Source organism: Brevundimonas intermedia, assembly GCF_027922165.1.
Classification (GTDB): Bacteria; Pseudomonadota; Alphaproteobacteria; order Caulobacterales; family Caulobacteraceae; genus Brevundimonas; species Brevundimonas intermedia.
Genome location: NZ_BSFD01000011.1, coordinates 356,582 through 382,106, shown reverse-complemented (window position 1 = coordinate 382,106; position 25,525 = coordinate 356,582). Strand labels below are relative to the sequence as shown.

The following is a 25,525-nucleotide window of genomic DNA, read 5'->3' as shown; positions in this document are numbered from 1 at the left end:
TGTTTAGGCGGCGGTCTCGAGCGCAATAGCGCTGGTGACGCGATTGCGGCCGGCATGCTTGGACGCATAGAGAGCCGCGTCGGCGCGTTCCAGCAGGCTGGAGGCGGCCTCGCCGGACATATGCTCAGCGAAGCCGGCGGACAGGGTCACGGCGCCGAGGTCGTCGTTGGTTGAGCGGCGACGCAGCGATCGCGAAGAGACCTCTTCGAGAATGGTTTCCAGCGCCATGGTGACGGCGCCCGCGCTCTCGCCGGGGAAGATGATCGCAAATTCTTCGCCACCGAAACGGGCGACGAACCGATTGCCGCTGCAGACGCGCGACAGGATGGTGGAGACATAGCGCAGCACCTGGTCGCCGGTCTGGTGTCCCCAGGTGTCGTTGAAACGTTTGAAGTGGTCGATGTCGAGGATGGCCAGGGTCAGGGGGGCGTGGTCGTCGCCGGCGCAGACCCGTTCCAGCCGTTCGTCGAAGGCCTTGCGGTTGGCCAGGTTGGTCAGGGCGTCCGTCATGGCGTCACGGCGGACCTGCTCCAGGTGTTCGCGCAGCCGGGCGACCTCCTTATTGGAGCTCTCCAGACGTTTCTCGAGAATGGCGGTTTCGCGCCGGACGCGTTTCGTGGCGATGGTCAGACCGCCGACCAGGGTCTTCAGAGGCGCGCCGTCTTCGGCCGCCTCCATGGTCTGGGACGCCGCCACCAGGGTTTCGCCGTAGTCGGCCTGGGTCTTGTGGGCCTTGGCGATGGCGCCGGCCACATTGGCCAGTTCACGGTCCAGCACGGCGCCGGCGTCGCGGATGTCTTCCGACAGGCGGCTGCGCGGCAGGAACTCCGCCGCCAGAAGTTCGGCAGTCTCGTCGTTGATGACGATCTTTTCGGAAAGAAGGCGCTTGATCTCGCGGCCCAGGGGGGCCTCAGGATCGCCCATATAGTGGAGCCAGAGCTCGAAATTCAGAGGCGTCGGCCAGACCCCGACCTTCTCCATGTCGGAGATGACGTCCCGCGCAAGAGAATAGGCTTCCGGTCCCCGAACCGCCATTTCGATCTGCGCCGTCATTCATCTCTCCCAAAGCTCCGTTCTGGAGCTCGGGAAAGAGAGTACAAGCCTATCCGTAATAGCGAGTAAACGCGCCTGGGCTTAGGCGCGGATGACGACCGGGCGGCGCAGGAAGGCCGGGATGTCGTCGCCGAAGCCCTTGACGCCCGAGCGTTCACGCTCTTCCGGACGACGTTCGCCACGACGGTCCGACTGACGCAGATGCGGCTCGCGGTCCGTGCGGGCGGCGGCGCGGGCCTCTTCGATCGGAGCGGGGACGGCCTCGATCTTCGCCTCGATCTTCGGTTCCTGCCGCGTCTCTGAACGGGCCTCGGACTTGGCTCGGCTGCGGCCGCGACCAGCGGGCTTGTCGATGGCGGGGGCGATCTCGGTTTCGATCACGCTTTCGGCGGAGGCCTCGGGCTTTGCCTTGCGGCGGCTGCGTGATCGTGTCGTCGCCTCGACGGCGTCCGTTTCGGCCATATCGACAGCCCGTGCGGCGGTGGGGGCGGCCGCATGGGTTTGGGTCGGCTCGGCGGCGCGTGAACGGCCGCGACCGCCCGAGCGCGACTCGCTCGAACGGGGCGAGCGCTTGTCGTCACGTCCGCCGTCCTTGATCGCGTCGAAGTCGATGTCGAGAACCAGCTCCTGCGGGTCCATCTTGATCAGCTTCAGCACCTTATCCAGCGACTTGTCGTCGGCCGGGGTGACGATCATGAAGGCCTGGCCCAGCTTTCCCGCGCGACCGGTGCGGCCGATGCGGTGGACGTAGTCGTCGGCGTGGTGGGAGACGTCGTAGTTGAAGACGTGGCTGACGTCCGGGATGTCCAGGCCGCGCGCCGCGACGTCGGAGGCCACCAGGATCTTCAGCGCGCCCGATCGGAAGTCCGCCAGGGTCTTCATCCGGTGCGACTGGTCCAGGTCGCCATGGATCGGCGCGGCGTCGAAGCCGTGGGTCTTCAGCGACTTGGCGACGATGTCGACTTCGGACTTGCGATTGCAGAAGACGATGCCGTTGCGCACGTCCTCACGACCGACGAGGGCGCGCAGGGCGACGCGCTTGGCCTTGGGATCCGAGGTGGGGATGCGGACGATATACTGGGTGATGGTGTCGGCGGTCATCGCCGGACGCGAGGCCTCGATCCGGGTCGGATCCTTGAGGAAGGCGGTCGTCAGGCGTGTGATCTCCGGCGGCATGGTGGCCGAGAAGAACAGGGTCTGGCGACGCGGCGGCGTCAGTTTGAAGATGCGCTCGATGTCGGGAATGAAGCCCATGTCGAGCATGCGGTCGGCTTCGTCGACGACCATGATCTCGACGCCCGTCAGCAGCATCTTGCCGCGTTCGAACAGGTCGAGAAGGCGGCCCGGGGTGGCGATCAGGACATCGACGCCCTTGTTCAGCGCCGCCACCTGGTCGCCCATGGAGACGCCGCCGATCAGCAGCACCCAGCTCAGTTTGGTGCCCTTGGCGTATTTGGCGAAGCTCTCGGCGACCTGGTCGGCCAGTTCGCGGGTCGGGGCCAGGACGATGGCGCGCGGCATGCGGGCGCGGGCGCGGCCCGAGGCCAGGCGTTCGACCAGGGGCAGGGTGAAGGCGGCCGTCTTGCCGGTGCCGGTCTGGGCGATGCCCAGGACGTCGCGACCGGCGAGGGCGACCGGGATCGCCTGTTCCTGAATGGGGGTGGCGGTCGTGTAGCCGGTGTCGGCGACGGCCTGAAGAGTCGTGGGCGAAAGGCCCAGTTGGGAAAATTCGGTCATGAATCCTTGGGGTGGAAAGCGTCTGCGTGCATAGCAGCAACGGAACCGCCCCTCTTTGGGCGAGCGGGCGGCGCGGATCGCAGACCTGTCCCGAGGCTGGGGGCGATATAGAAGTCCCTGCGTGAAAGTCAAGTATTCTCGATATTTCGTTGGACCGGCTGTCGCGGAATAAATTCCCATGGCCAGGCTGGGAGTCCGCTTGACTCGCTGAGGTGATGAGGAGGCATATGTGAGAACAAAAGGAGAACTATTTTGGGTTCGAGCCCTAAGATCGAAGCCCTGCGCGAACATCTGAAAGCTCTGGAGGCCGACGGCCATCCGGTCGATGACGCGCGCTTCGACCTGGGGCATTCGGCGGCGGACCGGCATCTGGGCGGGCTGGCGACCCATGGCCTGCACGAGGTCTATGCCGCGACCACCCCCGATGCGACGGCGGCCCTAGGGTTCGCCCTGGGTCTGGTGCGCCGGGCGGGCGGCGACCGGCCCGTGGTCTGGGGCGTCCAGGCCATGGCGGGGCTGGAGACGGGGCAGATTCATGGGCCTGGCCTGCGCGAACTGGGGTTGGATCCCGGTCGACTGGTGCTGGTGCGGGTCAAGGAGATGAAGGACCTGCTGGCGGCGGGCGAGGAGGCCCTGTCCTGCGGGGCCGTTGGGGCGGTGCTGCTGACGGCCTGGGGCGAGAGCAAGGCGCTGAGCCTGACCGCGACGCGCCGCCTGTCGATGGCGGCGGGGCAAGGGCGGGCGACGGCCGTGCTGACCCGACTGGCGGCCCAGCCCCAGCCCAGCGCGGCCGAGACCCGGTGGCGGGTCAGGGGGGGCTTGTCACGGGCGCTGGAGGCGGAGGCTCCCGGCCATCCGACCTATGCGGTCGAACTGTTGCGGCATCGGCTGGGCGCTCAGCCGAGGACCTGGATCATGGAGTGGGATCGTGAGCGCGGAGTCTTCGAACAAGGCGGGCAGAATGCCGGACATGAACAGTCGAAACGACCGACGCTACCTGGCGGTCTGGTTTCCCCTGCTGCCGACGGATCGGCTGCGGCGGGAGGAGGGGCGGTCCGCCGCTACGGCTGAGCCCGCCACCGTTCTGGTCGAGAAGCTCAAGGGGGCGTTGCGGCTGGCGGCCGGGGATGCTTCGGCCTTGGCCCTGGGTCTGTCGCCGGGCATGACCCTGGCCGACGCACGGGCGCGGGCGCCGGACATCCGGGTGGTTGCGCATCGACCCGAGGCGGACGCCGCCTTGTTGCAGCGGGTGCTGCTGGATTTCGGCCGCTTCACCCCGATGGCGGCGACCGACGGGCTGGACGGGCTGGCGCTGGACGTGACCGGATGCGCCCATCTGTTCGGCGGCGAAGAAGGGCTGGTCCGGGCGGTCGCGGCGCGGGCGAGCGGCGTCGGTCTGGCGGTTCGTCTGGCCTTGGCGGGCACGCCCGAGGCGGCGCGCGCCCTGGCCCGGTTCGGGCGCGGCGGAATCCATGAGGGCGAGGGCCAGAGCCAGGCCCTGCGCCGCCTTCCGGTCGCGGCGCTGGAGCTGTCGGAAAAGGAGACACAGGCCCTGTCCCGAGCGGGATTGAAGACTCTGGCGCATCTGGCCGACCGTCCCACCGCGCCGATCGCCGCCCGGTTCGGCGCGGCGGCGGCGACGCGGCTGAACCGGGTGCTGGGGCGCGAGGACGCCCGCATCCGTCCCGAACGGCCGGTTCCGCTGGTTTCGGTCGACCGCATCCTGGTCGAACCGATCACTGAGACGACCGAGGTCGAGGCGGTGCTCGGCGACCTGCTGAGCGAGGCCATGGACCGACTGGACCTGCGCGGCCAGGGCGGGCGGGCCTTTCAGGTCGGGTTCTTCCGCCTGGACGGGGAGGTGCGCCATATCTCCGTGCGTACGGGCCGTCCGACACGCGACGCCCCGGCCGTGCTGCGGTTGTTCCGTGAACGGCTGGCCAGTCTGGCGCGGCCGCTGGACCCGGGTTTTGGATTCGATCAGTTGCGCCTGTCCGTGCCGGTCGCCGACCGTCTGGCCTCGCGCCAGCGCGGCTTCGACCGCACCCCGCCGGGCGCCGAAGACCTGGGCCGGTTGGTCGACCGGCTGACCGCGCGGCTGGGCCCCGAGGCCGTGAGCCGGTTCGAGCCTGTGGCCTCGCACTGGCCGGAACGCACGGTTCGCCTGACCCCCGCCGCCCTGCCGCCCGGCGAGGACGGCGAATGGCCCGAACCAGACCCCGTCGATCCGCCGCTGCGTCCCTTGCAGATGTTCGACCCGCCCCAGCCGATCCTGGCCACGGCGGAGGTGCCCGACCATCCTCCGAACCGCTTCATCTGGCGGCGGGTCGATCACCGCCTGGTCCGGGTCGAAGGCCCCGAACGCATCGCCCCTGAATGGTGGCGCAGGCTGCGGGGACCGCTGGAGCCTACGCGCGACTATTACCGCGTCGAGGACCAGGAGGGGCGGCGCTTCTGGCTGTTCCGCTCCGGCTTCTACGGCGAGGAGCCGGCCCCGCGCTGGTTTGTGCACGGGGTCTTCGCGTGACCGCCTATGCCGAGTTGGCGACGCGCAGCAATTTCTCCTTTCTGGAGGGGGCGTCGCATCCGAAGGAACTGGTTCTCGCTGCGATCCTGCTGGGTCACACGGGAATGGGACTGGCGGACCGCAACAGTCTGGCGGGGGTGGTTCGGGCCTGGAGCGCGCTTAAGGCGTTGAGGGAGGAAGGGCTGTCGCCGCCCGATAAGGTGCGAGAAGGCGGCAGTCCCGGCGAGATCGGCTGGGTCGAGGATCCGATGAATGATCCGGCTCTTTGCGACCTGGTCAGGCAGCGCGCCCAGGCGTTCAAGCTGGTCCTCGGCGCCCGGCTGCGGTTCAATGACGGCACGCCGGACATCCTGGCCTATCCTGAGGATCGCCAGGGCTGGGCGCGCCTGTGTCGTCTGCTGACGCTGGGCAACAGTCGGGCGAGGAAGGGCCAGTGTGAGATCGGCCTGCGCGACCTGTGCGCCTCACCCGAGGGATTGCTGCTGATCGTCATGCCGCCGCGTCGGCTGGAGGGCGTGGAGGCCGTGCTGGCGCGTGTGACCGAGGCGGCGCCGGGCGCGGTTTGGCTGGCCGCGGCCATGACCCGGTCGGGCGACGACCGGCGACGACTGACGCGCTTGAAAGCGATGGCGGAGCGGACAGGGGCGAGCCTGCTGGCGGTCAATGACGTGCTGTATCATGACGCCGGACAGCGCGACCTCCAGGATGTTCTGACCTGTATTCGCGAAGGCGTGACGCTGGAGACCGCAGGGCGACGGTTGGAGGAGAACGCCGAACGCCGCCTGAAGCCGTCACACGAAATGGCGCGTCTGTTCGCCGATGCGCCTGCGGCGGTGGCGGAAACACAGGATGTCCTGGAGCGGGTGGGGTTCGACCTAGAGCATATTCGCTACAATTATCCTGAAGAGCCGATCCCGCCGGGTTGGTCGCCCCAAGACTGGCTGAGGCATCTGGTCGAGAGAAACCTGGACCAGAAATATCCGCAGGGCGTGCCGCAGAAGGTGCGCACTGACCTCGACAAGGAACTCGCCTACATCAGGGAGCGCGACTTGGCGCCCTATTTCCTGACCATTCACGACATCGTCCAGGTTGCGAACGACAAGGGCATTCTGTGCCAGGGGCGGGGATCGGCGGCGAACTCGGCCGTCTGTTATGTGCTTGGGATCACCTCGGTGGATCCCAGCCAGCACGATCTGCTGTTCGAACGGTTCCTGTCGGCCGACCGCAACGAACCGCCGGATATCGACGTGGACTTCGAGCATGATCGACGTGAGGAGATCATCCAGCACATCTATGGCCGTTACGGCCGCCATCGGGCGGGCATAGCGGCGACTGTCATTCGTTACCGGCCGCGCAGCGCCATCCGCGAAGTCGGCAAGGTCCTGGGTCTGACCGAGGACGTGACGGCGCGGCTGGCCAGCAGTCAGTGGGGTAGTTTCGGCAGCGACATGACCGAGCGCCATGTCGCCCAGGCCGGACTTGAAGCCGCCAATCCCCAGATCGAGCGGGCCGTCGCGATGACACGACGGTTGCTGGGTTTTCCGCGCCACCTGTCACAGCATGTCGGGGGCTTTGTCCTGACCCAGGACCGGCTGGATGAGGTCGTCCCCATCGGCAATGCGGCCATGCCCGACCGCACCTTCATCGAATGGGACAAGGACGATATCGACGCCCTGGGGCTGATGAAGGTTGATATCCTGGCGCTGGGGATGCTGACCTGCATCGCCAAGGCGTTCGACCTGATGCGGTTGCACGGGGGGGCGGACCTCCAACTGGACACGGTTCCGGACAAGGACGCGGCGGTTTACGAGATGCTGCAGCAAGGCCGGTCCATCGGCGTCTTCCAGGTGGAAAGCCGGGCGCAGATCAACATGCTGCCCAGGCTGAAGCCCGCGACCTTCTACGATCTGGCCATTCAGGTGGCGATCGTCCGACCGGGACCGATCCAGGGCGACATGGTGCATCCCTATCTGCGACGGCGACAGGGGCTGGAGGAGCCCGATTACGCCAAACCCGGACCAGAACACGATCCGGACGAACTGAAGAAGGTCCTCGAAAAGACCCTCGGCGTGCCCCTGTTTCAGGAGCAGGCGATGAAGGTTGCAATGGTGGCGGCCGAGTTCACCTCGGCCGAAGCCAACGGCCTGCGTAAGGCCATGGGGACGTTTCGAGGCGATGGGACCTTATGGAAATACGAAGAGCGCATGGTCGGTCGCATGATCGAGCGCGGCTATGATGCTGGGTTCGCCCAGCGTTGTTTCGAACAGATCAAGGGCTTCGGCTCCTACGGCTTTCCAGAGAGCCACGCCGTTTCTTTCGCCAAGCTGGTCTACATCTCGTCCTGGATCAAATGCCATCATCCGGCGGTGTTCGCCTGTGCGCTGCTGAACAGCCAGCCGATGGGATTCTATGCGCCGGCGCAGCTGGTGCGGGATGCGCAGGAGAGCCCGCAGAAGGTCGAGGTGCGGGCGATCGACGTGAACCACAGCCTTTGGGACAATAGTCTGGAGCCGACGGCTCGGGGCCGGGAGTATCCGGCTTTGCGGCTGGGACTGCGTCAGATCGACGGGTTCAAACAGGCCTGGGCGGACAGGATCGTCGCGACACGCGACGGCCCCTTCACCGACGTGGAGGAGATGGCGCGGCGGACGGGGCTGGAGGCGGCGGCGATGCGAAAGCTGGCGGATGCAGACGCCTTTCGCTCTCTCGGTCTGGATCGGCGCGAAGGGCTGTGGGCGGTGCGGCGGTTGCCGGACGATGAACCCCTGCCGCTGTTCCAGGCGGCGCGCGCTAGAGAGTTGGGCGTCGAGGCGGCGGCGAACCTGCCGCTGATGCCGCTGAAGGAGCATATCGCCACCGATTATCAGACGACGCGCCTGTCGCTGAAAGGGCATCCGATGCAGATCCTGCGGCCGATGTTCGACGCCGAGCGGGTGCTGAGCGCGGAGGCTGTCGAGGCCAAGCGGCACGGGGCGTTGGTGAAGACGGCGGGGGTGGTGCTGGTGCGCCAGAGGCCCGGCACGGGCAACGCCATCTTCGTGACCCTGGAGGACGAGACCGGGGTGGTGAACATCCTATTATGGGCGCGGCTGTTCGAGACCTTCAGGCGAGAGGTCATGGCCGCCCGGCTGATGGAGGTGGAGGGCACGGTCGAGAAGAGCGTCGAAGGCGTGCTGCACGTCATGGCGCGGCGGGTCATCGACCGTTCTGCCGAACTGGGGCGACTGTCCGAGGACTATGACCTTGAGGTCGAGCTGTCGCGAGCGGATGCGGTGAAATATCCGCAAGGCCCACGCAGCCCGACCGGCCGGCATCCGCGCGACGTCCGCATTCTCCCGGGGTCGCGCGACTTTCACTGACGGACGTCAGCAGGCGACAGGCGATGTCGCTGGCGTCCGCTTACGCGTCATGAACAGGACCAGCAGCAAGCCCAGTCCCGAAGCGACGGCCCCGGCCAGGGACACGGCGGGATAGCCCAGGCCGCCGGCGATGACCGCCCCGCCCACGGCTGCGCCGATGGCGTTGCCGAGATTGAAGGCGCCGATGTTCATGGCTGAGGCCAGGTTGGGCGCATCGCCGGCGGCTGCCATGACCCGCACCTGGAGCGGCGGCACCAGAGCGAAGCTGGCGATCCCCCACAGGAAGACCAGGATGGAGGTCGGGACCGCGAACGGCATGGCGACAGCGAAGGCGACCAAGATGGCGGACAGCGAGGCCAGGGTCACGATCAAGGTCCGGTCCACCGACCTGTCCGCGAACTTGCCGCCCAACCAGTTGCCCAGTGTCAGGCCCAGGCCATAGGTAACGAGCATCGCGGTAATGAAGCCGAGCGAAGCCTGGGTCTGCTCGCGCAGGATCGGGGCGATATAGGTGAAGACGGTGAACATGGCGCTCGAGCCGATCACCGTCAGGGCCAGGGCCGCCAGGACAGGACCGCGACCCAGGACACGCAGCTCGGCGGCGATGTTCCCGCCGGCCGGGGCGGGCAGGTTGGGCAGGGTCAGGCGCAGGGCGGCCATGACCCCTACGCCGATGGCGGCGATGCCCCAGAAGCTGGCGCGCCATCCCAGGGCGTCTCCGGCCCAGGTCGCCAGGGGCACGCCGACGACATTGGCGATGGTCAGGCCCATGAACATGGCGGCGACGGCGCCCGCCTGACGGTTCGGCGCCACCAGGCTTGCGGCGACGATCGAGCCGACGCCGAAGAAGGCCCCGTGGTTCAACGAGGTGATGACCCGCGCGATCAGAAGCATCGTGTAGTCGGTCGAAATCGCAGACAGCAGGTTGCCGAGGGTGAAGATGGCGGCGAGACCGATCAGCAGTGTCCGGCGCGGCACGCGGCCGGTGGTCAGGGTCATCAGCGGCGCGCCCAGCATGACGCCCAGGGCATAGGCGCTGATCAGCAGGCCGGCCGTAGGAATGGAGACGCCAAGATCGGTGGCGATGACGGGGAGCAGGCCCATCGGGGCGAACTCGGTGACTCCGATACCGAAGGCGCCGGCTGCAAGGGCGAGCAGGGGAGGATTGAGTTTCATGGTTGTCCTTCGGCGATGTCCTTGTCCAGGCGCACAGATGGACGGCGGTCCGCACGAGCGTTAGGCAGGCTTCAGGCCAAAGATTTTTGATCTGGACGCATAGATGCAGACGACCGGCGTGGACCGCGCGAGAGAGATGGAAGTGTTCGCCGCCGTGGCGCAGAGCGGCAGTTTCTCGGCGGCGGGGCGGACGCTGGATCTGACGCCGTCAGCGGTTAGCCGGACCATCGACCGGATCGAGGCGCGGCTGGGCGTGCGGCTGATGCTGCGGACCACGCGGGTGCTGACGCTGACGGCGGAGGGACAGACCTATCTGGCGGCGGCGCGTCGGATCCTGGCCGATCTGGACGACGCCGAGCGGGTGATCGCCGACCAGGGGGCGCCGCGCGGACGGGTCAGGGTCAGCGCGTCTCTGGCCCACGGCCGCCAGCGCGTCGTGCCGCTGCTGGGCGAGTTCGCCCGCCTGTATCCGCATATATTGATCGACTTCAATCTGACCGATGTCGTGGTCGATGTGGCGGCGGGGCAGGCCGATGTCGCCATCCGGTTCGGACCGCTGGCCGACAGTCCGCTGACGGCGCGGCGACTCGGCGAGACGGGGCGGACCATTGTCGCCTCGCCGGAGTATTTGGCGCGACGGGGCGCGCCGCAGGTTCCGGAGGATCTGCACGCGCACGATTGTCTGAACTTCAATTTCCGCCGAGCCGAGCCGGTCTGGCCGTTCCGGCGCGACGGGCGGGATTACGCGCTGACGGTGAAGGGACCGATCGAAGCCAACAATGGCGAGACGCTGACGCAGTTGGCGCTGGCCGGGGTGGGGGTGACGCGAGTGGGCAATTTCAGCGTGGCGGACGCCATCGAAATGGGGCGGCTTGTCCCGCTGCTGGAAGCCTTCAATCCTGGTGATCGCGAGCCGATCCACGCCGTCTTTGTGGGCGGCGCCAATATGCCGGCTCGGGTGAGGGTCTTCGTCGATTTCCTGGTGGAACGGCTGAGATAGAAAGAAATCGCCGGACGGGCGGACCCGTCCGGCGAGCTTCAGTCTCGAGAGCGATCCGAAATCAGCGCTTGCCGAAGATCATGTCGCCCAGCTTGGCGAAGAAGCTCTTTTCTTCCGCCTTGGGAGCGGGAGCGGGAGCCGGCGTGGGCGCGGGCTTGGCGGCCGGTTTGGGGGCTTCGGCGGGCTTGGGCGCCGGAGCCGCAGCGACAGGCGCAGCGACCGGAGCGGGCGTCGGCGCTGCGACGACGGCGGGAGCCGCCTTGGGCGCAGCCACAGCTTTGGCGGCGGGCTTGGCGGCCGCAGGCTTGGCTGCGGTTTTGGGCGCGGGCTTTGCAGCGGCGGGCTTGGACGCCTTGGCCGGCGCGGTCTTCGGAGCGGCGGCTTTCACCGGCGCGGCCTTGGCGGCAGGCGCGGCCTTGGGCTTGGCGGCCGCCTTGGGCGCGGCGGTCTTCGGAGCGGCGGCCTTGGCGACTGCAGCCTTGGGAGCAGCCTTGGGCGCAGCGACCTTCGCGGCTGCGGCTTTCGCGGCGGGCTTGGCGGCCGTGGTCTTGGCGACGGCCTTGGGCGCAGGCTTTGCAGCGGCGGGCTTGGTCGCCTTAGGTGCGACGGTTTTCTCGGCGACAGGCTTCACAGCGCTCGACTTCGGCGCGGCTTTAGGCTTGGAAGCGGCGGTCGCCGGCTTCGGCGACGCAGTTTTAGACGTAGACGGTGACTTGGCCATGTATTCCCCGACCCCTCGGTTAGTTAAAAAGCCCGGCGGCGTCGGGAAGACGAAGCGCCGGATCGCAATGATTCGCCATCTTAGCGGTGTTTGAAAAATGTCCGAGTCCGCAGTTCAGATAATCGCACGGGGTCCGCGCGAAAACGCAGAGGCCGCCGCCGCCGCCATCGACGCCGATCCCACGCTGGAGGGCGCGACCTATTCCATTCTGGAGGAGGACGAGGATCGCAACATCTGGCGTATCGACGCCTTTCCGACCACGGCCGAAGAGGTCGAGGGGCTGAAAGCGACCCTGGCCGACTATCCGGTCACCGTCACGGTCGAAAAGCTGGCCGACGCCGACTGGCTGGCCATGTCGTTGTCGGGCCTGCCGCCGGTGCGGGCCGGGCGTTTCTTCGTCTATGGGGCGCATGATGAGGGACGGGTTCCGCCCAACGCCGTCAATCTGAAGATCGACGCCGGCGCCGCCTTCGGCACCGGCCACCACGGCACGACGGTCGGCTGTCTGGAGGCCTTCGACGATCTGCTGAAGCGCGAGCGGTTCGAGCGGGTGCTGGACGTCGGCTGCGGCACGGGCGTCCTGGCCATCGCGGCGGCGCGGACCGGCAGCCGGATCGCGGTCGGCACCGACATCGACGCCCCTTCGGTGCGGATCGCCAACGAGAACGCCGCCCTGAACCAGGCCCACGCCAGCTTCGTCCACGCCTCGGGCCTGAACGATCAGCGGGTGAGGAAGCACGGCCCCTATGACCTGGTCTTCGCCAATATCCTGGCCCCGCCGCTGGTGGCCCTGTCGCAGGACATCAAGATGGCGCTGAGCCTGGGCGGGGTCGCCATCCTGTCGGGCCTGCTGCGGACCCAGGAGCGCCGGGTGACGGCGGCCTATACGTCGCGTGGATTCCGGCTGGAGAAGCGGATCCATCACGACGCCTGGAGCGCCCTGGTCCTGCGGCGGATGGGCTGAGGAACGAGAGACGAGATCATGCGCCAGACCTTTGATGAGACCACCGATCCGTCCTTCGGGGCCAAGCACCTGCCGCTGCTGCGCGCCGAGATGGCCAAGCAGGGGCTGGACGGCTTCCTGATCCCGCACGAGGACGAGCACCAGAACGAATATCTGCCCGACGCCAATGAGCGGCTGGCCTGGGCCACCGGCTTCACCGGTTCGGCCGGGGCGGCGGTGGTGTTCCAGGACCGCGCCAGCATGTTCACCGACGGTCGCTATACGGTCCAGGTCAAGGCCCAGACCGACCCGGCCCTGTTCGAGCGGCGAGACCTGAATGACGTCGCCGCCTATCTGGAGACGGCGAGCGCGGGTCAGGTGATCGGCTATGATCCGAAGCTGCACAGCCCGGACGCCCTGGTCGCCCTGAAGGCGGCGGCGCAGAAGGCGGGGGCCGAGCTGAAGCCGGTCGCGGTCAATCCGCTGGACCAGGCCTGGGGCGAGGATCGTCCAGCCCAGCCGACCGCGCCGGTCACGCCGCACGAGGATGTCTATTCCGGCGAAAGCCATGCGGCGAAGCGGGCGCGGATCGGTCAGGCCGTGGCGGACGCCGGCGCCGACGCCGTGGTTCTGACCGCGCCCATGTCCATCGCCTGGCTGTTCAATGTGCGCGGCGGCGACGTGATCCGTTCGCCCCTGCCGATCGGTCAGGCCGTGCTGGAGGCCGACGGCAAGGCGCGGCTGTTCCTGGACGGGGCCAAGGTGACGAATGCGCTGCCGGCCTGGCTGGGCGACGACGTCCAGCTTGAGGCGCCGGAACGGCTGGCCGAGGCGCTGGACGGTCTGGCGGGCAAGAAGGTGATGATCGATCCGGCCCTGTCGTCCGCCTGGTATTTCGACCGGCTGGAGCAGGCCGGGGCGACGGTGGTGCGGGCGGCGGACCCCTGCGCCCTGCCTCGCGCGACCAAGAATGCGGTCGAGATCGAGGGCAGCCGCCGGGCCCATATCCGTGACGGCGCGGCCCTGGCCAACTTCCTGCACTGGGTCGATACGACGGCGCAGCAGACCCTGCCGGACGAGCGCGAGGTGGTGGAGACGCTGGAGCGGTTCCGCGAGGCGACCGGGGCGCTGAAGGATTTGAGCTTCGACACCATCGCCGGGGCCGGGCCGAACGGCGCCCTGCCGCATTACAAGCCGGTCGGCGCCACGATCCGCCGGATCGAAAACGGCTCGCTGCTGCTGGTGGACGGCGGCGGCCAGTATCTGGACGGGACGACCGATGTGACCCGCACCATGGCGGTGGGGGAGCCGACGGCGGACCAGCGTCACAAGTTCACCCTGGTGCTGAAAGCCCATATCGCCATGGCGACCATCCGCTTCCCGGCGGGGACCAGCGGCATGGCGCTGGACGCCATCGCCCGGGCGCCGATGTGGGCGGCGGGGCTGGATTATGACCATGGGACGGGCCACGGCGTGGGCTCCTATCTGGGGGTTCACGAGGGGCCGCAACGGATCGCCAAATGGGGTACGGCCCAGCCGCTGCTGGAGGGGATGATCCTGTCCAACGAGCCCGGCTATTACCGCGAGGGCCATTGGGGCATCCGCATCGAGACCCTGCAGGTGGTGACGCCGGCCGTGGTTCCCGAGGGCGGCGAGCGGCCGATGCACGGGTTCGAACAGCTGACCTTTGCGCCGATCGACCGCAAGCTGATCGACGTCGACCTTCTGACCCCGGCCGAGCGGGCCTATGTCGACGCCTATCACGCCGCGACCCTGGCCAAGGTCGGGTCCCTGGTCGAGGGCGAGGTTCGGGCCTGGCTGGAGCGGGTCTGCGCCCCGCTCTGACCTCATGGCTCGATGGCGCGGGTCGGACGGCGCCGCAGGTGGGTGACGGGGACGGTCAGGTCCGCCAGGGCGGCCCGGGTCGCCTCGTAGCCGGCGGCGACCGGCTCGTCATAGGCCTTCCAGTCGCGGATGTCGGTCCCGCCGATCCGGGGCAGGACCAGGATGTCGGCGGCGGCGCGAGACTGTTCCATCTCAGCGTCGGTGGTGATGGTGGCTGAGCGCATGAGGATGGAGACGATGGGCGGTCCGGCCTTCCAGGCGCCCGACAGCACCCATTTCCACCAGGAGGGCGGGTTTTCCAGCGCCGCCGGATCGACGCCGCGGGTCTGGGACATGTCCACGCCGATGATGGGGCCGCTGTTCAGCTGTCGCATCACGCTGGTCGGGAAATTCTTCAGCACGGCGCCGTCCACCAGCACCTGACCGTCGATGACCACGGGCGGAAGGACGCCGGGAATGGCGATGGAGGCGCGCATGGCCCGGCGCATCAGGCCGGTGCGATGGACCTCGATCCGGCCCGAGGTCAGGTTGGAGGAGACGGCGAAGAAGGGCAGGCAGAGATCGGCCAGATCCATGTCGCCATAGGCCTGCTCCAGCAGGCGGGCCACCTTGCGGGCGCGCGACATGGCGATGATGGGGAAGGCCAGGTCCGATAGGGGATCGGATTCGACGAAGGCGCGGCGGATCTCGTAATCCAGTCGCTCGAACGACCAGCCCAGGGCCGGGCCGGCGGCCACGACCGCCCCCATGGAGGCGCCGCCGACGAAGTCGATGGGGACCTTGGCCTCTTCCAGCGCCTTGATCGCCCCCATGTGGCAATAGGCGCGGGCGCCGCCGCCCGACAGGACCAGGCCGACCGCCGTGCCGGTGATGACCCGGGCCATGCGGGCGGTGTCGGCCTCGACTCCCGCGACGCAGTGGAACCATCGGTCGGGTTGCAGCGCGTCCAGCCAGACGCGGGTGTTGGCCGGCTGGTTCATGCGCGGATCGCGCAGCAGGATCAGGTCGGTCAGGCGCCGGTCGTCGCCGAATCCCATCCGGCGCGGCAGGTTGGACGGCGGGGCCAGAAGCCCGCTGCCGACGATGAACAGCCGGTCCACCTGGCGGGCGCACAGCTCGGCCCAGGCCGGCTGGTCCAGTTCGGCGACATAGAGGACATAGTCGTGATCGTCCTCGACCCGGCTGAACCATTCGGCGGCCGAGGTCAGGGCCGACTGGTCGATGACCCGGCAGGTGAAGCCCATGGCCTGAATCGCCGCGGCGATGCGGTCGACGAAGGCGCGGATCGGGCGCGGCCGGGCCGAGACGAAGCCGAAGACGCTGGGTTCGGCGGCGCCGCCTGCGCGCTCGCGGGCGCGGTGGATCATCAGCCGCGACAGTTCGACCATCAGGTCCGGTGCGGACCGGGCGGCCTCGAAAAAGGCGTCGCGCGGCAGGGCCAGGATTTCGGTGTCGCGCAGGGCGACGACGTCGGCCGTGTGGGCGGTGCCGGCCAGCATGGCCATTTCGCCGACCGGCTCGCCGGGTCGGACCACTCCCAGAAGCCGGGGCGGCTGATTCGGTTCGGCATGGAAGACGCCCAATCGGCCCGACCGGACCAGATAGAGGGTGTCGGACGGATCCCCCGCCGCGAACAGCCGCTCGCCGCCCGTCAGGGCAAACCAGCTGGCGCGATCGATCATCGGCCCTTCGAAGATCCGCGACAGTGCGGAGGCCAGGGTGTCGGGACGAAGCGGAGCCATGGGATGGTTGTAGGTGAGATTCCGTTGCGGGTGAATTGGCTGCGGCTTCGCGGCGGACTTGCCGAGTCCGGGGCGAAGTTGGGGAGGGCGTGGGACGCCGGGTCTGCACCCGGGGTTTGAAGTTTTAAGTACCGTTTCGGCGCAGTCGTCGTCCCACGCGGTCGTTTTCCACACGCGCTCCGGCTGGCGGCCCTCGTCTTCGAGCCTTGCCGGATCGGCGGGCCGCCTTGCGACGGCTTCGCCGGGGCGGACCTGCCGATTGAAAATCGACAGCGGTCCGCTTTCCGAAGCGTGCGGCGAGCAGGAGGCGGCATCCATCGCCGCCCCTAAGGACCCCGGCGGTCTCCTTCCCGCCGGCTTCATCGCTCGACCACAGCCCCGCCGCCGTCAGGGCGCTGGATCCGACGCCCTCCCCATCGGCGGGGATGAGAGGATTATGCGGGAGGTTTGCGGGGTGGTTAGAAGAGGAGGGTGAAATTCTGTTAGGGCGTTGAAATCGTTGAGGGGGAGGCAGCGTCATTGTGCGCGCTGGCCTCTTTTTCCTTTCGTCATTCCGGGCGAAGGGCCGCTTGGCCCGCAGACCCGGAACCCAGCGGCGCCGAAGGCGAAATGGGTCCGCCGCAAGATTTCGAGCAGCGAGTTCGCGACAGGTTCGCGCTCACGCGCGCCGCTGGATTCCGGGTCTCCGCTGCGCTGCGCCCGGAATGACGAAAGAAGGGGGGCTGGCGTCACCTCTCCGCACGCGAGTGGGGAGGTGAATATGGAGGCGACGTCATTGTGCGCGGTGCGGCGTCAAAGAGCCCCTCCGTCTCGCCGCTGCGCGTCGATCCTCCTCCCCACTGCGTGGGGAGGAGACGAGGTGGTCGGTCTGTTTCCTCCCCGCTTTGCACGGCAGGTTCCTGAGAGTCGTTATCAATGAAGGGCTTGGGGCGTTTTGACGACATGGGGCGCATGGACAAGCGGCGGCGTCCGGCGCAAAGAACGGACAGACATCGCCATAAGCGAAAGAACGAATATCGTGTTCGACTATAAGGCCGCCTTTGAACGCTCGGTGGAGCAGGTGCGCAGCGAAGGCCGGTATCGTGTCTTCGCCGATCTGAAGCGGGTGCGCGGTCAGTTTCCGCAGGCGGTGCGTCGCCGCGAGGACGGGACCGAACAGGATGTCGTGATCTGGTGCTCCAACGACTACCTCGGCATGGGCCAGCACGCGGACGTGCTGAAGGCCATGCAGGACGAGATCGAGGCGGTGGGCGCCGGCGCCGGCGGCACGCGCAATATCTCGGGCACGACGCGGTCGGCGGTCGATCTGGAAACCGAACTGGCCGATTGGCACCAGAAGGAGGCGGCGCTGCTGTTCACCTCGGGCTATGTCGGCAACGAGGCGACCCTGTCGACGCTGCAGAAGATCCTGCCGGGCCTGATCACCTTCTCCGACGCGCTGAACCACGCCTCGATGATCGCCGGCATTCGGCACGGGGGCGGCGAGCGTCATATCTTCAAGCACAATGACCTGGCCCATCTGGAGGCCCTGCTGGCCGCCGCCCCGGCCGGAGCGCCCAAGCTGGTCGCCTTCGAGAGCGTCTATTCGATGGACGGCGACATCGCCGACCTGGCCGGGACCGTGGCCCTGGCCAAGAAGTACGGCGCCCTGACCTATCTGGACGAGGTCCATGCGGTCGGCCTGTATGGCGAGACCGGCGCCGGCGTGGCCGAGCGCGACGGCCTGCTGGACCAGATCGACATCATCGAATGCACCCTGGGCAAGGCCATCGGGGTCATGGGCGGCTATATCGCGGCCGACGCCGTGATCATCGACGCGGTGCGCAGCTGGGCCGCGGGCTTCATCTTCACGACGTCGCTGCCGCCGGCGCTGACGGCGGGGGCCCTGGCCTCGGTACGGCATCTGAAGGCCCATCCGGAGCTGCGTGTGCAGCATCAGGAACGCGCGGCGACCCTGAAGGCGCGGTTCGCCGCCGCCGGGATCCCGGTCATGGACAGCGAGAGCCATATCGTGCCGGTGCATGTCGGCAATCCGGTCCACTGCAAGATGATCTCGGACATGCTGCTGGACGAGTACGGCGTCTATGTTCAGCCGATCAACTATCCGACCGTGCCCAAGGGGACCGAGCGGTTGCGCTTCACGCCGTCGCCGAACCATACAGATGAGATGATGGATCATCTGGTCCTGGCGATGGACCGGCTGTTCGCCCACTGCAATGTGGCGCGCCGGTCGGTGGCGGCCTGAGGCAGGCGTGGCGGCCGACGACGACCTCGGCGAGGTGATCGTCGAGACCGTGCGCAACGGGCCTTATATCAAATGCTCGGCCATCCATGTGGCCACCGGGCGCGAGGTCAGCGCCATGGGGCCGGTCAACGAGCCCAAGGCGGTGGAGCGGGTGGCGATCGCGAAGCTGAGGCGGGCTTTGGGGCTTTAGATCTTTCGTCATTCCGGGCGAAGGGCCGCTTGGCCCGAAGACCCGGAACCCAGCGGCGCCGAAGGCGAAATCTGTACGCCGCACAATTTTCAGACAGCGAGTCCGCGACAGGTTCGCGCTCTCGCGCGCCGCTGGGTTCCGGGTCTCCGCTGCGCTTCGCCCGGAATGACGAAAGAAGGTGGCAGACACAAGATATTGTGGTTCGGTCCGGTGCGGACTAGATAGGCGGCCTTCTCAGACGCGGGGATTCCGACGTGACCGCCTTCACCCATGACGCCTATTTCACCAAGACCCTGGCCGACGCCGATCCGGACGTCTTCAAGGCCATTCAGGGCGAGATGGGGCGGCAGAAGGAGCAGATCGAGCTGATCGCGTCCGAGAACATCGTCTCCCAGGCGGTGCTGGATGCGCAGGGCTCGGTCCTGACGAACAAATACGCCGAGGGCTATCCCGGTCGTCGCTATTACGGCGGCTGCGAATTCGTCGATGTGACCGAGGATCTGGCGCGCGAACGGGCGAAGAAACTATTCGGCGCGGCCTTCGCCAACGTCCAGCCCCACTCGGGCGCTCAGGCCAACCAGGCGGTCTTCTTCACCCTGCTTCAACCCGGCGACACCTTCCTGGGCATGGATCTGGCCTGCGGCGGGCACCTGACGCACGGGTCGCCGGCGAACCAGTCGGGCAAGTGGTTCCGGCCCGTGACCTATAAGGTCCGCGAAGACACCCATCTGATCGACTATGACCACGTCGCGGAGATGGCCGAGCGCGAGAAGCCCAAGCTGATCCTGGCCGGCGCCTCGGCCTATAGCCGCCACATCGACTTCAAGCGGTTCCGCGAGATCGCCGATAGCGTCGGGGCCTATCTGATGGTGGACATGGCCCACTATGCCGGCCTGGTCGCCGGGGGCGCCTATCCCGATCCGATCCCGCACGCCCATGTCGTGACCACGACGACGCACAAGACCCTGCGCGGACCGCGCGGCGGCATGATCCTGTCCAACGATGCGGATCTGGGCAAGAAGATCAATTCGGCCGTCTTCCCTGGCCTGCAGGGCGGGCCGCTGGAACATGTGATCGCGGCCAAGGCCGTGGCCTTCGGCGAGGCGTTGCAGCCGGAGTTCAAGCTGTATGCGCAGCAAGTGGTCAAGAACGCCCAGGCCCTGGCCGGCGTCCTGGTCGAGCGCGGCCTGGCCATCGTCTCGGGCGGCACCGACAGCCACCTGGCCCTGGTCGATCTGCGGCCCAAGGGCGTGACCGGCAAGGCGACCGAGCACGAGCTCGAGAAGGCGCTGATGACCTGCAACAAGAACGGCGTGCCGTTCGACACCGCGCCCTTCACCGTCACCTCGGGCGTTCGCCTGGGTACGCCGGCGGGGACCACGCGCGGCTTCGGCGAGGACGAGTTCAAGCAGATCGGTCACTGGATCGCTGACGTCGTCTCGTCGATGAACGGCGGCGACGAAGCCGATCCGGCCGTGACCGCCGGCGTGGCGGCCCAGGTGCGGGAGCTGACGAACCGCTTCCCCATCTACGGATGAGCTGACCGATGAAGTGCCCCTTCTGCGGTCATCAGGACACCCAGGTTAAGGACAGCCGGCCGTCGGACGACGGCTCGGCCATCCGACGCCGTCGGTCCTGTCCGAACTGCAACGGGCGTTTCACCACCTTCGAGCGGGTGCAACTGCGCGAGCTGGTCATCCTGAAGCGCAACGGGCGGCGCACGCCGTTCGAGCGCGACAAGTTGGAGCGGTCGCTGGGCGTGGCCCTGCGCAAACGGCCGGTCCAGCCCGAACAGATCGAGCAGATGGTCAACCGGATCGTGCGCCAGCTGGAGAGCCTGGGCGAGACCGAGGTGCCGTCGAGCACGGTCGGGGACTTCATCATGAAGGCGCTGAAGGGCGTGGATGAGGTGGCCTATGTTCGCTACGCCTCGGTCTACAAGGACTTCCGCGCGACCGGCGATTTCGCCAAATTCCTGGGCGACGAAGGCTTTGACGAGCCCTCCGGCAAGGACTTTGGCAAGGACTGATGCGCGTCACCCTGAAGCTGGCCACGTCGCTGGACGGGCGGATCGCGACGGCTGACGGCGAGAGCCGGTGGATCACCGGCGAGGCGGCGCGGCTGGAAGGCCATCGGCTGCGCGCCGGCCATGACGCCATACTGGTGGGCGTCGAGACGGTGCTGAAGGACGATCCTGAACTGACGGCGCGCCTGCCGGGGCGGAGCGTGGATCAGCCGCTGCGGGTGGTGCTGGACAGCCGGCTGAGGACGCCGGGGACGGCGAAACTGGCGGGCGAAAACACCCTGATCCTGACGGCGGTCGAAGCGCGTGCGGTCGGCTCGGCTCAGGTGCGACAGGTCGAGGCCGAGGACGGGCGTCCGGCGATCCCGGCGGTGCTGAAGGCGCTGAAGACGGCGGGGGTCGAGTCGGTGCTGATCGAGGGCGGGGGGCAGGTCGCGGCCGCCTTCCTGAGAGCGGGGGCGGTGGACCGGCTGGAGTGGTTCCGGGCGCCGATCCTGCTGGGCGGCGAGGGGCGGCCCTGTGTGGCGGCCCTGGCTCTTGCAAAGCTGGCTGACGCCCCCAAGTTCCGTCGCCTGGGCGTCGAGCCCGTCGGAGACGACCTGTGGGAACGTTACGCGCGTTTCTGACGCCGCCGTTTCTGTTGATTTCAGACTGTGTTTTCGGGTCCGGAAGGGGCCAGCGCCGAAATGTTCACCGGAATCGTCACCGACATCGGGCGCGTTCGCGACGTCCGCGAGACCGAGCGGGATCGCCGCTATGAGATCCAGACCGCCTGGGACGTGTCCGGGATAGACCTGGGCGCCTCGATCAGCCACGCGGGTTGCTGCCTGACGGTGACGGAGAAGGGCGCCGACTGGTTCGCGGTCGAGGTGTCGAACGAGACCCTGTCCAAGACCACCCTTGGCGGGTGGAAGGCCGGCGACGGGATCAATCTGGAGCGGGCCGCCAAGCTGGGTGACGAGATGGGCGGCCATGTGGTCTCGGGCCATGTCGACGGCCTGGGCCGGGTCGTGTCGATCACCCCGGAGGGCGGCTCGCACCGGGTCGAGGTCGAGGCGCCGGCGCCCCTGCACCGCTATATCGCCGCCAAGGGCTCGATCACGGTCGATGGGGTGTCCCTGACGGTGAACAGCGTCGAGGGGCGGGTGTTTTCGTTAAATATCATCCCGCATACGTGGGATGTGACGACCCTGGGCCGCCTGAAGGTCGGCGATCCGGTCAATCTCGAGATCGACATGCTGGCGCGATACCTCGCGCGGTGGCAGGAGACGGCGTGATGCAACTGGCCGCAAACATGAATGACAGCCCGATCAGTCCCATCGAGGACATCCTGGAGGACGCCCGAAACGGTCGTCCCTACATCCTGGTGGACGCCGAGGATCGCGAGAACGAGGGGGACATCATCATCCCCGCCCAGTTCGCCACCCCCGAGCAGATAAACTTCATGATCCGCCAGGCGCGGGGCCTGGTGTGCCTGGCGATTACGGCCGACCGGGCGAACCAGCTGCGCCTGCCGCCGATGGCGGCGGAAAACCGCGAGAGCATGAAGACCGCCTTCACCGTCTCGATCGAGGCGAAGGAGGGCGTGACCACAGGCATTTCGGCGGCGGATCGCTCGCGCACCATCCATGTGGCGACCGATGCGTCAAAGGGCATGGACGACATCGTCTCGCCCGGCCACATCTTCCCCCTGGTGGCGCGCGACGGCGGGGTTCTGGTGCGCGCCGGCCATACCGAGGCGGCGGTGGACATCAGCCGGATGGCGGGCCTGACGCCGGCCGGGGTAATCTGCGAGATCATCAAGGACGACGGCGAGATGGCGCGGATGCCGGATCTGGTCGCCTTCGCCCAGCTGCACGGGCTGAAGATCGGCACCATCGCCGACCTGATCGCCTATCGCCGCCGCACCGAGCGGTTCGTCGAGCGGGTCATGGATACGCCGTTCGAGAGCGTCCACGGCGGGCCATTCCGCCTGATGCTGTACCGGAACACCATCGAGGGCGCGGAACACGTCGCCCTGGTCCACGGCAAGATCGACCCGTCCAAGCCGACCCTGGTGCGGATGCACCAGGTGGACTTCGCCTGCGACCTGCTGGGCCATGTCGAGACGCGCCAGGACTATGTGCCCAAGGCGCTGAAACAGATCACCGACCATGACGGCCCGGGCGTGGTCGTCTTCCTGCGCGACCCGTCGCTGAACTCGCTGGCGGAGCGGCTGGCGGGCGTGGACAAGCCGGCGGCGGTGGACCGGTCGCTTCGGGCCTATGGCGTCGGGGCGCAGATCCTGCTGGACCTGGGCGTCAAGGACATGATCGTGATGAGTTCGACGCGACCCGAACCGACGGCGCTTGAGGGCTATGGCCTGCGCATCGTCGGCTGGCGCGACATGGATGGAGAAGACAAGGCGTGACTGAGGCCCCCCGTATTCTGATCGTCGAGGCGCGCTTCTACGATGAACTGGCCGACGCCCTGCTGGAGGGCGCCAAGGAGACGTTGAAGGCGCGCGGCGCCGAGTTCGACGTCGTGACCGTGCCGGGCGCACTGGAGATCCCGGCCGTCATCGCCCTGGCCGAGGAGGCCGGGCGTTTCCCGACCGCGCCCCGTTACGACGGCTATGTCGCCCTGGGCTGTGTCATTCGCGGCGAGACCTATCATTTCGAGATCGTTTCGGACCAGTCGGCGGCCGGCCTGATGGCCCTGGGCGTCAAGGGTTTCATCATCGGCAACGGCATCCTGACCACCGAGGACGAGGACCAGGCCTGGGCGCGCGCGCGGCTTTCCGAAGGGGATAAGGGCGGCGGAGCGGCGAAAGCCTGCCTCGAGCTCATTGCATTGAAGAAGCGGTTGCGGCTAGGCCTCGGCGCATGACTGAACCGAACAGCGTCAAAGCCGTCCTCGAACAACTGGCCGAGGCCGAGAAGCAGCGGGCCGAGCCCCATCTGAGCTCCAAACAGCGGCGTGCGCGCACCGTGTCGCGGCTGGCGGCCGTGCAAGCCCTCTATCAGATGGAGCTGGCGGGCGAGGGCGTGGAGACGGTGATCACCGAATTCGCCAACTTCCGCTTCGACACGGATATCGAGGGCGAGGCCCTGGCCGAAGCCGACGAGGCCTATTTCGCCGACATCGTGCGCGGCGTGATCGAGAGCCAGCGGGACATCGACGCCGCCGTCAAGGCGCGCCTGGCGTCCAACTGGAAGCTGGAGCGGATCGACGCCACCCTGCGCGCCCTGCTGCGCTGCGGGGCCTGGGAACTGATCAAACATCCGGAGACGCCGCGCGAAGTGGTGATCGACGAATATGTCGAACTGGCCAAGGCCTTCTTCGACGATTCCGAGGCGCGCTTCGTCAATGCGGCGCTGGACGGGGTGTCCAGAGACACGCGCAAATAATGCCGGCGCTCGACGTCGCGGGCGAGTTCGAGACGATCGAGAGGCTGCTGCGGCCCCTGGCCCATCCCGAATGGGGCAGGGGGCTGGCCGATGATGTGGCGGTGCTGCCGTCGCGGCCCGGCTATGACCTGGTCCTGACCAAGGACGCCATCGTCGAGGGGGTGCATTTCCTGCCCGACGATCCGCTGGACACGGTGGCCAAGAAGCTGCTGCGGGTGAACCTGTCGGATCTGGCGGCCAAGGGGGCCGAGCCGTTCGGCTATCTGATGGCCTGCTGCTGGTCCGAGCGGTGCGGCTGGCCCGAACGCGAGGCCTTTGCGGCGGGTCTGGCCGAGGATCAGGCGCGGTTCGGCGTCTTCCTGATCGGCGGGGATACGGTGAAGACGCCGGGGCCGGCGGTGTTTTCCCTGACCGCCCTGGGCTGGGTTCCCGAGGGGGAGACGGTGTCGCGGGGCGGGGCCCAGGTCGGGGATCTGGTGTTCGTGACCGGGACCATCGGCGACGGATTGCTGGGTCTGAGGGCGGCGCGGGGCGAGCTGTCGCTGGCGCCGGAGCGTCTGGAGGCCCTGATCACCCATTATCGCACGCCGGCGCCCCAGCTGGATTTCGCCAAGGTGGTGCGTGAACTGGCGACAGCGGCGGCGGACGTATCGGACGGATTGGCGGCCGATGTCGCCCATATCGCCAAGGCCAGCGGGGCAGGGGTCGAGCTGAACCTGGCGGTGCTGCCCCTGTCCGCCGCGGCCCAGGCCTGGCTCGACAACCGGGTCGACGCCCAGGCGGCCCTGTCGATCCTGGCGGCCGGCGGGGATGATTATCAGATCGTCTTTACAGCCCATCCTCGTCATGAGGAGACGCTTCGCCGCGAGGCCGAACGCCGTTTCACACGCTTGACGAAGATTGGAGCCGTGACCGACGGCGCCGGAGTAACCGTTCGCTACGGGGGGCGGGTCGTGCCGATGAAACAGGGCGGCTGGACCCACGACTGAGGCGGAAACACAATCCTAACCGCGCGCGGCTAAGCTGGCGGCCATGGATCGTAGAACCCTGATCACCACCGCGACGCTCGCCCTGGCCGGCGCCGCTGCAGCCGCAAGCCCGACCGAAGCGTCATCGGGCGGCAAGACGCCCGAGGCGGCGCCGGCCCTGGGCCTGCCCGGTCTGGGCCTGCCGGTGATCGCGGACGGGCGGGTTCGCAACTATGTCTTCGTGTCGCTGAAGCTCCATATCGGCGGCGGCAAGACGCTGGAGCAGATGCGGCTGAAGGAGGCCTTCTTCCGAGACGCCCTGGTCAAGGCGGCGCACCGCACCCCCTTCACCGTGCCCGGCGACTGGACCCGGCTGGACGAAGGCCGATTGTCGGCGGCGATGATCGCAGCCGCCAACACGATTTCCGGTCGGGGATCGGTGACCCGGGTCGAGATTCTGAACCAGGCCCCCCGGCGTCGGGCGGGCATGACGGCGGCGCGCTGAGCCGCCTGATCGATCACGGTTGCGTCAACGCGGCGCCCATGACACGCTCCCCTTGCAAATCCCAAGGGACGCACTGACGCGTCCGCCGCGCTCGGGGGGACC

At 67.9% G+C, this 25,525-nt stretch carries 22 protein-coding genes; 17 read left to right on the top strand and 5 right to left on the bottom strand.

Annotation, left to right across the window (positions count from 1 at the left end; genetic code table 11):
• Nucleotides 1-3: 3 nt before the first annotated feature.
• Entirely contained in the window at nucleotides 4-1,053 is a 1,050-nt protein-coding gene (locus PKE72_RS15345; protein WP_271166242.1) for a GGDEF domain-containing protein, read from the bottom strand.
• 81 nt (nucleotides 1,054-1,134) lie between these two features.
• Nucleotides 1,135-2,790, bottom strand: a complete 1,656-nt coding sequence (locus PKE72_RS15340; protein WP_271166241.1) for a DEAD/DEAH box helicase — start codon at nucleotides 2,788-2,790, stop codon at nucleotides 1,135-1,137.
• A gap of 252 nt (nucleotides 2,791-3,042) precedes the next feature.
• Between PKE72_RS15340 and PKE72_RS15335 the strand changes: the two genes are divergently transcribed.
• Genes PKE72_RS15335 through PKE72_RS15325 form a run of 3 tightly spaced genes read left to right on the top strand, consistent with a single transcriptional unit; the run spans nucleotide 3,043 to nucleotide 8,676 of the window.
• Nucleotides 3,043-3,861, top strand: a complete 819-nt coding sequence (locus PKE72_RS15335) for an ImuA family protein (RefSeq protein ID WP_271166240.1) — start codon at nucleotides 3,043-3,045, stop codon at nucleotides 3,859-3,861.
• Complete coding sequence (locus PKE72_RS15330; RefSeq protein ID WP_271166239.1) at nucleotides 3,761-5,317, top strand: Y-family DNA polymerase; 1,557 nt, start codon at nucleotides 3,761-3,763, stop codon at nucleotides 5,315-5,317. The genes PKE72_RS15335 and PKE72_RS15330 overlap by 101 nt, the downstream gene beginning before the upstream one ends.
• Nucleotides 5,290-8,676 carry an error-prone DNA polymerase gene (locus PKE72_RS15325; RefSeq protein WP_373878112.1) on the top strand — a complete coding sequence of 1,129 codons (3,387 nt, stop codon included), beginning with the start codon at nucleotides 5,290-5,292 and terminating at the stop codon, nucleotides 8,674-8,676. Before PKE72_RS15330 ends, PKE72_RS15325 begins: the two co-directional genes overlap by 28 nt.
• Before the next feature lie 6 nt (nucleotides 8,677-8,682).
• Here the strand turns inward: PKE72_RS15325 and PKE72_RS15320 are convergent, their stop codons facing one another.
• Nucleotides 8,683-9,852, bottom strand: coding sequence for an MFS transporter (locus PKE72_RS15320; protein WP_271166237.1), 1,170 nt, complete (start codon nucleotides 9,850-9,852; stop codon nucleotides 8,683-8,685).
• Nucleotides 9,853-9,955: 103 nt separating this feature from the next.
• Between PKE72_RS15320 and PKE72_RS15315 the strand changes: the two genes are divergently transcribed.
• Entirely contained in the window at nucleotides 9,956-10,852 is an 897-nt protein-coding gene (locus tag PKE72_RS15315) for a LysR family transcriptional regulator (RefSeq protein ID WP_271166236.1), read from the top strand.
• Nucleotides 10,853-10,913: 61 nt separating this feature from the next.
• Here the strand turns inward: PKE72_RS15315 and PKE72_RS15310 are convergent, their stop codons facing one another.
• The gene (locus tag PKE72_RS15310; protein ID WP_271166235.1) at nucleotides 10,914-11,483 is read right to left on the bottom strand and encodes a hypothetical protein; all 570 of its coding nucleotides are present in this window, start codon (nucleotides 11,481-11,483) and stop codon (nucleotides 10,914-10,916) included.
• Nucleotides 11,484-11,670: 187 nt separating this feature from the next.
• On the opposite strand from PKE72_RS15310, the gene PKE72_RS15305 reads away from it, so the two are divergent.
• Together PKE72_RS15305 and PKE72_RS15300 are read left to right on the top strand one after the other, a co-directional pair.
• On the top strand, nucleotides 11,671-12,537 hold the full coding sequence (locus PKE72_RS15305) for a 50S ribosomal protein L11 methyltransferase (RefSeq protein ID WP_271166234.1): 867 nt from the start codon (nucleotides 11,671-11,673) through the stop codon (nucleotides 12,535-12,537).
• Between the two features lie 18 nt (nucleotides 12,538-12,555).
• Nucleotides 12,556-14,361 carry an aminopeptidase P family protein gene (locus PKE72_RS15300; RefSeq protein WP_271166233.1) on the top strand — a complete coding sequence of 602 codons (1,806 nt, stop codon included), beginning with the start codon at nucleotides 12,556-12,558 and terminating at the stop codon, nucleotides 14,359-14,361.
• 2 nt (nucleotides 14,362-14,363) lie between these two features.
• On the opposite strand, the gene PKE72_RS15295 is transcribed toward PKE72_RS15300, so the two are convergent.
• A complete protein-coding gene (locus PKE72_RS15295) occupies nucleotides 14,364-16,103 on the bottom strand; it encodes a patatin-like phospholipase family protein (protein WP_271166232.1) in 1,740 nt (579 codons plus the stop codon).
• Nucleotides 16,104-17,121: 1,018 nt separating this feature from the next.
• On the opposite strand from PKE72_RS15295, the gene hemA reads away from it, so the two are divergent.
• From hemA to PKE72_RS15240, 11 genes are all read left to right on the top strand, one after another.
• Nucleotides 17,122-18,348 carry a 5-aminolevulinate synthase gene (gene hemA, locus PKE72_RS15290; protein ID WP_271166231.1) on the top strand — a complete coding sequence of 409 codons (1,227 nt, stop codon included), beginning with the start codon at nucleotides 17,122-17,124 and terminating at the stop codon, nucleotides 18,346-18,348.
• A 7-nt stretch (nucleotides 18,349-18,355) separates the two neighbouring features.
• On the top strand, nucleotides 18,356-18,538 hold the full coding sequence (locus tag PKE72_RS15285) for a DUF6898 family protein (RefSeq protein WP_271166230.1): 183 nt from the start codon (nucleotides 18,356-18,358) through the stop codon (nucleotides 18,536-18,538).
• A gap of 254 nt (nucleotides 18,539-18,792) precedes the next feature.
• A complete protein-coding gene (glyA, locus tag PKE72_RS15280) occupies nucleotides 18,793-20,076 on the top strand; it encodes a serine hydroxymethyltransferase (RefSeq protein WP_271166229.1) in 1,284 nt (427 codons plus the stop codon).
• Nucleotides 20,077-20,084: 8 nt separating this feature from the next.
• Nucleotides 20,085-20,567: a transcriptional regulator NrdR gene (gene nrdR / locus PKE72_RS15275; RefSeq protein ID WP_271166228.1), complete on the top strand. Its 483-nt coding sequence runs from the start codon at nucleotides 20,085-20,087 to the stop codon at nucleotides 20,565-20,567.
• Nucleotides 20,567-21,187 carry a RibD family protein gene (locus tag PKE72_RS15270; RefSeq protein ID WP_271166227.1) on the top strand — a complete coding sequence of 207 codons (621 nt, stop codon included), beginning with the start codon at nucleotides 20,567-20,569 and terminating at the stop codon, nucleotides 21,185-21,187. Before nrdR ends, PKE72_RS15270 begins: the two co-directional genes overlap by 1 nt.
• Nucleotides 21,188-21,247: 60 nt before the next feature.
• Complete coding sequence (locus PKE72_RS15265; protein ID WP_271166226.1) at nucleotides 21,248-21,838, top strand: riboflavin synthase; 591 nt, start codon at nucleotides 21,248-21,250, stop codon at nucleotides 21,836-21,838.
• Complete coding sequence (gene ribB / locus PKE72_RS15260) at nucleotides 21,838-22,971, top strand: 3,4-dihydroxy-2-butanone-4-phosphate synthase (RefSeq protein WP_271166225.1); 1,134 nt, start codon at nucleotides 21,838-21,840, stop codon at nucleotides 22,969-22,971. Before PKE72_RS15265 ends, ribB begins: the two co-directional genes overlap by 1 nt.
• Entirely contained in the window at nucleotides 22,968-23,429 is a 462-nt protein-coding gene (gene ribH / locus PKE72_RS15255; RefSeq protein WP_271166224.1) for a 6,7-dimethyl-8-ribityllumazine synthase, read from the top strand. Before ribB ends, ribH begins: the two co-directional genes overlap by 4 nt.
• On the top strand, nucleotides 23,426-23,950 hold the full coding sequence (nusB, locus tag PKE72_RS15250; RefSeq protein WP_271166223.1) for a transcription antitermination factor NusB: 525 nt from the start codon (nucleotides 23,426-23,428) through the stop codon (nucleotides 23,948-23,950). Before ribH ends, nusB begins: the two co-directional genes overlap by 4 nt.
• Nucleotides 23,950-24,939 (top strand): thiamine-phosphate kinase, encoded by a 990-nt coding sequence (gene thiL, locus PKE72_RS15245; RefSeq protein WP_271166222.1) that lies wholly within the window; start codon nucleotides 23,950-23,952, stop codon nucleotides 24,937-24,939. Before nusB ends, thiL begins: the two co-directional genes overlap by 1 nt.
• A 43-nt stretch (nucleotides 24,940-24,982) precedes the next feature.
• Nucleotides 24,983-25,423: a hypothetical protein gene (locus PKE72_RS15240; RefSeq protein WP_271166221.1), complete on the top strand. Its 441-nt coding sequence runs from the start codon at nucleotides 24,983-24,985 to the stop codon at nucleotides 25,421-25,423.
• The last annotated feature ends 102 nt before the right edge of the window (nucleotides 25,424-25,525 follow it).